General features: G+C 67.0%; 6 protein-coding genes and 1 pseudogene. 2 read left to right on the forward strand and 5 right to left on the reverse strand.

The window, feature by feature from the left end:
* Window positions 1-918, reverse strand: a 918-nt coding sequence (locus GVV04_RS32530; RefSeq protein ID WP_235967307.1) for an ice-binding family protein, incomplete at its 3' end; no start/stop codon positions are given.
* A 351-nt stretch (window positions 919-1,269) separates the two neighbouring features.
* On the opposite strand from GVV04_RS32530, the gene GVV04_RS31370 reads away from it, so the two are divergent.
* Window positions 1,270-1,734 carry a cytidine/deoxycytidylate deaminase family protein gene (locus tag GVV04_RS31370; protein ID WP_161692628.1) on the forward strand — a complete coding sequence of 155 codons (465 nt, stop codon included), beginning with the start codon at window positions 1,270-1,272 and terminating at the stop codon, window positions 1,732-1,734.
* Window positions 1,735-2,312: 578 nt separating this feature from the next.
* Here GVV04_RS31370 and GVV04_RS31375 read toward each other — a convergent pair.
* The gene (locus tag GVV04_RS31375) at window positions 2,313-3,494 is read right to left on the reverse strand and encodes a UDP-N-acetylglucosamine--N-acetylmuramyl-(pentapeptide) pyrophosphoryl-undecaprenol N-acetylglucosamine transferase (RefSeq protein ID WP_161692629.1); all 1,182 of its coding nucleotides are present in this window, start codon (window positions 3,492-3,494) and stop codon (window positions 2,313-2,315) included.
* Window positions 3,495-3,580: 86 nt separating this feature from the next.
* Window positions 3,581-3,766: a low molecular weight phosphatase family protein gene (locus tag GVV04_RS31380; protein WP_161692630.1), complete on the reverse strand. Its 186-nt coding sequence runs from the start codon at window positions 3,764-3,766 to the stop codon at window positions 3,581-3,583.
* A 1,170-nt stretch (window positions 3,767-4,936) separates the two neighbouring features.
* Here GVV04_RS31380 and GVV04_RS31385 point away from each other — a divergent pair.
* A complete protein-coding gene (locus GVV04_RS31385) occupies window positions 4,937-5,947 on the forward strand; it encodes a hypothetical protein (RefSeq protein ID WP_235967299.1) in 1,011 nt (336 codons plus the stop codon).
* Window positions 5,948-6,089: 142 nt separating this feature from the next.
* On the opposite strand, the gene GVV04_RS31390 is transcribed toward GVV04_RS31385, so the two are convergent.
* Both GVV04_RS31390 and GVV04_RS31395 read right to left on the reverse strand, forming a co-directional pair.
* Window positions 6,090-6,869: a transposase family protein gene (locus tag GVV04_RS31390; protein WP_161692632.1), complete on the reverse strand. Its 780-nt coding sequence runs from the start codon at window positions 6,867-6,869 to the stop codon at window positions 6,090-6,092.
* A gap of 47 nt (window positions 6,870-6,916) precedes the next feature.
* Window positions 6,917-8,368 (reverse strand): annotated as a pseudogene (locus GVV04_RS31395) (ISL3 family transposase); the annotation flags it as partial.
* Window positions 8,369-8,633: the final 265 nt, after the last annotated feature.

Below are 8,633 nucleotides of genomic sequence, written 5' to 3' on the forward strand. Positions count from 1 at the left end.
ACTACCGGGAGCACCGGGACTACCGGGAGCACCGGGACTACCGGGAGCACCGGGACTACCGGGAGCACCGGGACTACCGGGAGCACCGGGACTACCGGGAGCACCGGGACTACCGGGAGCACCGGGACTACCGGGCGGGCCAGACGGGCCGACGCACACAGGTGCGGTGATGACGTTGGTGGCGAGGGTGACGGCAGCGGTTCGAGCCAGCGCACGGCCCTGGAGGGTCGCCCCCGTGGCCATCGTGATCGATGCCTGAGCCATGATGGTGCCCACAAAGGTAGTGCCCGTGTCGATCGTCGCCGAGCTGCCGATCTTCCAGAACACGTTGCAGGGCGAAGCGCCGTTGATTAGGACGACGCTGCTGTTCGGTGCCGTCGTCAGCGCGGAGTCGACCTGGAAGATGAATACGGACTGGGGGTTGCCCTGGGCGTTGAGCGTCAGCGGCCCGGTCAGCTGCGCTGCCCCGATCCGGTAGACCCCGGGGTTGAGGGTGTTGCCGCCGAGTTCTGCGGGCAGGTTGGTGAACGGGGTCCGGCCGGCGGCGTCGTTGAAAGCCGTGGTCAGGTCGCTCTGGGCCTGCAGGGCGACCGCGTCGCCGAGGTGAACCTCACCGCCGATGGTTGCCGTCTCGAAGCCCGACGAAGTGTTCCCTGGGTACCTCCCGAGGCTCTGACCCAAGAAGCTCGGGCCAGTGTTGGTGGGCTCGGCCCCGGCCAGTACGGAGAAGTTGCCAGCCGTGCCGAGGCCCACCGGCGCCTCCTGCGCGTTGGCCGCAGTCGAGTTGAAGGCCAGGAAGGCGACGACCACGGCGGCAGCCGCGGAAACCGCGAGCGCCGGCGGGACTGCCCGCCTGAGGCGATGAATGGGTTTAACTATCACAGAACACCCTCCGTGGGTACTACTCGCAGGAGGCATCTCGCAAGTCGCGTCCTGCCTGAAGCGGTATACATAGCGCAGATCGGCGCACCAACCACCAAACCACTGTTTGCTCGCCAAAGTGGTGAAAACGGGACGATCCACAATCTTCACGATAGGGACTGGACTGGGGAGCACCGCCCACTGCGCGGCAACAACTGCAAACACCTGTGTGAGCGGGTCGCGGCCGAGGTTGACCCTGCGCGCCCCAACCTGCCGCCACGAGAGCACTACGCGCCAAGCCGGCAGTCAACGGCTGCCGAGGCAGGGCAGGCTGGCCCAGGGCCGGCGGGTGGGAGTTGCCCCCTGGTCCTGGACACTTGAACCTTGGATCGTCCGGTACGGCCGGGGATGACCGACCAGCAACACGTCGACCGGCAGTGGCTGCAAGCTGCGATCGACCTGTCACACCTCTGCCCAGCTGTGGAAACCGCGTACGCCGTCGGCGCCATCATCGTCGACCGCTTTGGACACGAGGTCAGCCGAGGCTTCTCCCGGGAGACCGACTCCCATGTCCACGCCGAGGAGTCCGCCCTCGCCAAACTCACCGACACCAGAGTCGACCTGTCCGGATCGACGATCTACACATCACTCGAACCGTGCAGCGTCCGGAAGTCCCGTCCACGCCCCTGCGCGGAGCTGATCATCGCCGTCGGGATCACCCGAGTCGTCCTCGCCCTCCACGAGCCACCCCTCTTCGTCACCTGCCACGGCGTCGAACTCCTACAGACGGCGGGCGCAGAGGTCATCGAGATACCCGAACTCGCCGACCAGGTCAGAGCGATCAACGCACACCTCCCCGGCATCAGCAGGTAGCCGGAGCGTCGACGGACCCCGCACGCAATCGTGCGCAGTCTGCTTCTGCCGCAGATAACGCAACTGCGTATTTCCCACCAGCCGGCCGCGAGGCGGACAGCGAGCTACAGGCTCTTGCCTTCGCAGCACACCGTGGTGCGGCTGGACCCGTGTGGCACGCGGGCCCGCATGCCCCGGCTCCTATACCGCGCCGATCGGGCCTCCTGACCGGAGACGAACCCGGAAAATTCACCCTCGCCCCGAAACGGACCTTAATCCTCCGTACCATCCTTTGAGCGACCCCCACTCTGGGCGTCAGCTCCTGGCGGGAGGTGGCGCCGCCGCGCTTCTGCTGTCCCAAGCAGTACAGCCTTTGGTCCTGCGACACGGTCGATCAAGGCAGAGGCACCAGACGACGACCGAGTACCCGCCCGCAGCGCCGCCGCTTCGGCCAGACAGCGGGCGAAGAAACGAACCAAGGCTGCGCCGAGGGCCGTGGGCGTGCGACTGGATAATCGAGGTCAGGCCGGAAACACCGCTAGATCCACACACCCAGCCCGGCCGGGTGTACGGCGGTGGTCGGTTCGGGTACCTAGCCTTTACTGGCGGCGACCCTGGCATGCGGTAACCGTAAGGATCTCGGTTACGACTCGGGCGGCGGCATCTGGTCGGCCGTACACAGTGGCGGCCTGGGAGATCGCGGTTCGGCGGTGGGAGTCGGCCAGCAGGTTCGTGATGGCGGTGTGGAGGTGGTCGGGGGTGGCTTGGTCGCCGTCGAGCATGACGGCGGCGCCTTCTTTTGCGAGGTGGCGGGCGGTGATGCGTTGCTCGTCGCCTGCGGAGACCGGATAGGGGATGAGGATGGACGCCTTGCCGAGGGCGGTGAGTTCGGCGACGGTGCCGGCGCCGCTGCGGGCCACGACGATGGCCGCTGCGGCGAGCAGGTCGGGTAGCTCGTCGTGGATGAAGTCGACGACGCGGTAGCGGTGCGCGACCTGCGTGGGAAGCCTGTGGGCGATCTGCTGCATCTCGGTGTAGCTGAGGCTGCCGCACTGGTGGACGACCTGGCAGTGTTGTAGCAGGTCGGGCAGTGTGCCGGCCAGCATCCGGTTGATCTGTTGGGCGCCGGATGCGCCGCCGGTGACCAGCACGAGCGGGACAGACGGGTCGAGGTTGTACGCGGCCAGGCCCTTCGTGGGGTTGCCGTTGAGCACCGCCGGCCGTACCGGGTTCCCGGTGACGACCGCCCGCCGGCGGACCCGTGGCGATAGGTGGTCGAGGGAGGCCTCGTGGCTGAGCAGGATCCGGGTGGCGACGCGGGCAAGGATGCGGTTGGCCAGGCCGAGACTGAGTGTCTGTTCGTGCATCAGGTACGGCACGCGGAACAGGGCCGCGGCGAGACCGATCGGGACGGAGACGAATCCGCCGGTGCTGAGAACGACCGCCGGCCGGGTTCGGGCGACGGTGAGGGCGGCCTGCGCGATGCCCAGGGGGATGCGGAAGGCGTCGACGACGTTGCGGGCCAGTTCGCGGGGGTTGGGTGAGCGGCGAAGCTTGCCGGTGGTGATTGCCCGGAAGGGGATGTTGTTGCGGTTGGCGATCTTGGCTTCGAGGCCGTCGGCGACGCCGACCCAGAGCAGTTCGGGTGCGGTGCCGGTTTCGGCGAGCCGGACCTGCAGGGCGTTGATCGTGGTCAGGGCGGGGTAGGTGTGCCCGCCGGTGCCGCCGCCGGTAACGATCATGCGGAGCGTGTGCAGGCGCTGGGTGCTGTAGAGGGACATGCCGAGCCACTCCGAGGATCGCGGTACCGGACGGATCGAGGCAGTCTAGCGACCGCGCGGTGTCGTATTCGCCCGGTCTTGGAGGGCTATGCGATGTGCTGGTCGGCGCCGTAGTCGATCAGGGCGGCGCAGTCGGCGAAGTCGGCTGCTTCCTTGCCCCAGGGGTCGGGCACGTCGGCGTCGGTGAGGTAGTGCCGGATTTTGGGTCGGTCATCCGCGCCTCGGTTGGCTTCATCTGTGGTCGTCGCCGTGGTCATCAATTCCGCGATCACCCCGCGTCCCCCGCAACCATCATGGCCAGCAACGCACCGTTACCCGGCATCTGTCGCTGGACGGCAGCCGCCGAACCGGCCCGGTTGCGCTTTCAGCCCCGAAGGAACCCCATCCCAGCATCCGGGAAGTGAAGCCAGCACGCCAAACCATGATCAAAACCCACTCGGACAGGGCCACCGCCGGCCGGACAGGGCCGGACGCGAGGGATGCTCGTCGCACGAGCACCCACCGAGCACCCAACCATCCACAAGGGACGGACAAGCAAAGGGGCCTGACTGCCATTCCGGCAGGTCAGACCCCTGTTAATCTCGTGCGCCCGAAGGGATTCGAACCCCTAACCTTCTGATCCGTAGTCAGATCCTTCAATGCATAAAGTAATTCATCCGACCCCGTCCCGCCCCGTCCAGCCCAATCCGAAGGCATTTTTGCTGGTGCGGGATTAGTGCGATCAGCATCTGTATTGTTTCCACTCGCCTATAGGGTTAAAAATCCGGCCCAGTCCAGCCCGTCCACACCTAGTTCCCCGACGTCCGAGCACCCACGGAGCACCCAGCTCCACCCGACCAGGCCAGATCAGGATCGGGTGCGAAGGCCACACTTCACCGATCGGCAAATCGCAGGTCGCGCTGCCAGGGCCGAAGAGTCGTCCGTCCTGGTCGGTGCGGCGGCATCGGCCAGCGCGTGGGCGGCGCGGCACGGTTGGCGCGGAGCCTGCGGCCCTCACTATCAGGTGAAGACGGTTGCAATCGCGACCGAAAGCGCGATAGTTCCCCCGGCGGCCGATCCACCCACGAGCAACGCCCTGGCCACCCGACGGTCGTCGAGCCAGGCTAGTACGCCTGCCACCGTCCCGGCAAGGAACGCCCCGATGGCAACGACAACAATCCACAGGGCGATCAGCGCGTATGAGTTCACTGCTGCGAAGCCTTCCTCGGCAGGTCGCCGCGAGCACTCTGCCCTCGGCGGATGAAACTCTCGCACGCCGACTTCATCAAGGTTAGGCCGTTGCATGACCGATCGGCCCGCACATGAAGCCGACCGGCTGAGCCGGCGACCTGCCACTACCAGACAAGACTCGGATGCCTCCACCGGATTAGACTTCATGTGCGGGCGAATCGGTCACGCTCTTCCTTGAACGGCGCGATGGCGGCACCCCGGGGGTGGAGAACATGGGCAAGCGTGACGACGAACGTCGGCAGGTCCGGATACGAAGGCTGCAGCGGCATGCCGATCGGTACGACGAGGCACGGCTGGCACTCCGTCAGGTTCTTGACGAGGGAAGACGGCGGCGGTCACGCTTCCTGGTTCGGCGCGGTCTCGTGCGGTGTGCTGCGGCCCAGGAAGACGCCCAGAGTTCCGGATCCTCACCGGCGTCAGCCCTGATCACCCAGAAGGGCTGGGCACTGCATCTCTACCTCATCGCCCTGTTCGAGGCCCAGACCCGCAGCGCCCCCGGCACCGAGAGCCGCAACACGAGACCGCTTTACACCACCGGAGAGCAGCGCGGCTGGGCTGATCTGTTGCCTGCGGTGACGGCCACGACGAACCAGACTGCGGGCATGCGGCGCCAGCTCACCCGGGCACTGAGCCAACTGGCTCATCACAACCTGGTCGAACTGACCGGTCAACCTGGACTACCGAACAGATACGTGGGCTTTCGCCTGCGCAACGAAGCGGGCATGGCCCACCACGCCTGGCGACCCGGCTACTGGACGCCGGGCCGCTACACGATCCCGGCAGCGGACGACAGCGAGTTACCAGACCCCTTACGCCCACCGGCTGCGAAGGACGGCCAGGTCGAGGCGCTTCTGCTGCCCGCGTCGTTCTATCTACAGGGCTGGGTCCACGTACTGTCAGCCGCCGAGATCCTGACCTACCTCATGTTGCGGGACCTGGAGACCCGATACCCCGAATCGTCCAAGCGCGGCGTCTTCATCACCGAGCCAAATCGCCTCAAATGGTACGGCATTCGCCGCGACGTCTACGAAAGCCACCGCCAGCTCGCCGCATATGGCCTTATCGAGCTACTTCCCGACCCCCACCGCCGCACGGACGGCTCGATCTTGCGCAGGCCCGGCGGCGGCGTCTATCTCCAACCGCTGCGGTTCCGTACCCTGCCCCAAGGCCTTGAGCAGTCAGCCATCAGGACCGTCATCACGGCGATCGGCAGCACCTGGTGAGGGAGTGTGTCGATTTCGGCTCTGTCTCACATTCGGCTCTGTCTCACTTTCGGCTCTGTCTCACTTTCGGTGGTGACGGAGGGTGGTGGTTAAAGGATGTCTCGTAACTCGGTGAAGGCGTTGCCGGTCAACGGTGTCGGCGTCACCCGAGCAGGATGATGTTGTGGAGGTGGGCGATGCCGGAAGCGGCGTCGGTCAATGTGCTGGCGGCACGCCGGTAGTCGCGCAGGATCTTGAAGGTCTTCATGCGGGCCAGGGCGTGTTCGACCTGCGCCCGGACCCTGCGGTGTTGCTTGTTCAGGTCGGCCTTCCAGCCGGTTAGTTCACTGCCGTCGGCCGGTTTGCGGTACGGGATGATCACCTCGGGGTTGCCGCGGTAGGCGCCGTCGGCCATGACCGGCCGTCCGGCCAGTTTCTGGTCGATGCCGCTGGTGCGGTAGACGATGGTGTCGTTGCGGTTGCCCGGCTGCGGGTCGCCGAGGGCGACGACGAGGCGGGTGTGGGCGTCGATGGCGACCTGCAGGTTCGTGCTGTAGCGGTAGTTCTTGCTCGGTGCGGCCAGCCGGTGGTCCCTGGTCGGGATCAGGGTGCCGTCGACGATCGCGATCTGGTCGACCCGGCGTCGGCGTACCGGGGCCAGGGCGAGCAGGGGACCGAGGGTGTCGATGACCCGATGGGCGGCGGAGTGCGACACCCCGAACAGTGGTCCGATCTGTCGCATGGTCAGGTTGGTGCGCCAGTAGGTCGCGACCAGCAGTACCCGGTCGGCGAGGTCGAGTGACCACTGCCGGCCCGGCCGCCCGTCGGCGATCGCGTCCCCGCCGTGTTCGGCGACCAGCCTGACCAGCCTGCGGAACTGGGCGGGCTGCAGCCCCGTGAACGGGAAGATCCACTCCGGGCGGGCTGCCGTGATCACCTGCACCACGACATGATCCACCATGGACCCGACACCGACTTACGAGACGTCCCTTAGCCGAGCAGGATGCGGTGTCGTAGGAGGGCGAAGCCCGCGCGTCCGTACATTTGTCGCTTGATCAGTTTGGTTTTGGTGTTGACGCCTTCGGTGCCGCCGTTGTGGAAGGGGTGGGTCAGGGCGGCGTTGACGGCGTCGCGGTCGAGGCCGAGGCCTCGGGTGAACGTGTGTAGGTGGGGCAGGTCGATGGTCTTGACCTCGGCGATCCACGTGTCGAGCCGGTCGTCGTTGCCGTTTGCGGGCGTGAGTAGCGCGGCGAACGAGCCGATGAAGCCGGCCAGTGCGGTCATCTGCGGGCAGGCGCCGGTGAGTGCGTCGATGAGCTTGCGTTGATGGTCTTTGAGCTGGTCGGGTGGGGTCAGGAGGTAGCGGGTCAGTCGCCTGGGTGACAGAGCCGGTCGGTCGGCTTCGACTCGGCCTTGGGTGATGTAGCGGTAGAGCAGGTTGAGGGTGCCGGTGTAGCCGAGTTGCTTGATTTCGGCGAGGAGTTGGGTGGCGCCGACGGCGGGGTCTTGTTGGCGGCGTCGGCGCAGGTGGTCGCGGTAGGGGTCGACGAGGGTGGGCCGGTACTGCGGTGCTCGGACCAGGCGTTCGGGTTCACTGATCCGGGCGTACCGTTTGACGGTGTTGAGGCCGAGGTTCAGCCAAGCGGGCGCATTCCAGCAGGCCAACGCCCTTGTCGAGCAGGTCGTGGACCTGCTGCCACCGCTGCCGGGTGGTCACCGCCCGTTTGCCGTCCTGCGGCGGCGGCCCAGCGGTGGCCCAACATGAGCTGTGCGCGGTGACCTCCTTGCGGACGGCCTCGGCGAGGTTGTGCCACAGATGCCAGCGGTCCGCGACCTGCAACGCCTCGGGCAGCGCACGACGGACCCCTTCGGCGTAGGCGCCGGAGGAGTCCCGGCACACCACCTCGACACCGGGAGCTCACGCAGCCACGTCTCCAACGTTACGGCCTTGCGGTCAGGCAGCACATCGATGCGCTCACGGGTGACCGCGTCGATCAGAACGGTGGCGTAACGCTGACGACGGCGCAACGCGAAGTCGTCGACCCCGAGCACGCGGGGCACCCGCCGCTCGGGCAACGGCAGGCGCAGCAGCGCCCGCAAGGCGGTGTGCCGGGACACGACGACCATCGCCAGGGCCGACAACAACCGAGCGCCTCCCCGACCGGCCAGCTGACGCACCACCGCAGCGACCTGGGAAATCAGCCGGGGCGTGCGGCGCTGGTAGCGGTGCAGAACTCCCGGAAGCTGCTCCCGGAACGTCTGACGGCAGCCCCGCGTCGGGCATACCAGACGACGTATACGCACCCGCACCACCACCGGCCGGGCATCGACCGACACGTCCGCGAGAGTCCGCTGGTGATACCCATGCACCCGGCCCGTCACGGCCCCGCACCCCGGACAGGCCACCAGACCCTCGGGAGTCCGAGCCCGCACCAGAATCCGTCGGGTCTGCTGCACCGGTAGGTGACATCTGAGATGGCTTGCCCTGGTGGCGGGCTGGAAGGATGTTGCCGTGCCCAAGCCCTACCCTCGTGAGTTCCGCGATGACGTCGTGCGGGTGGCCCGTGACCGGGACCCTGGCGGGTCACGTCCGCGCTGGTGGTGTAGGAGACGGCCATCGCGGGATCCGGTTTGATGCTATGCGGCGATCGGGGCCGGGGCGGTGTGCTCGACGTCGTGTTGGTCTGGTTCGACGATGACGAGGCGG

Origin of the sequence: Micromonospora rubida (assembly GCF_009908295.1) — a bacterium.
GTDB classification, from domain to species: Bacteria; Actinomycetota; Actinomycetes; order Mycobacteriales; family Micromonosporaceae; genus Micromonospora; species Micromonospora rubida.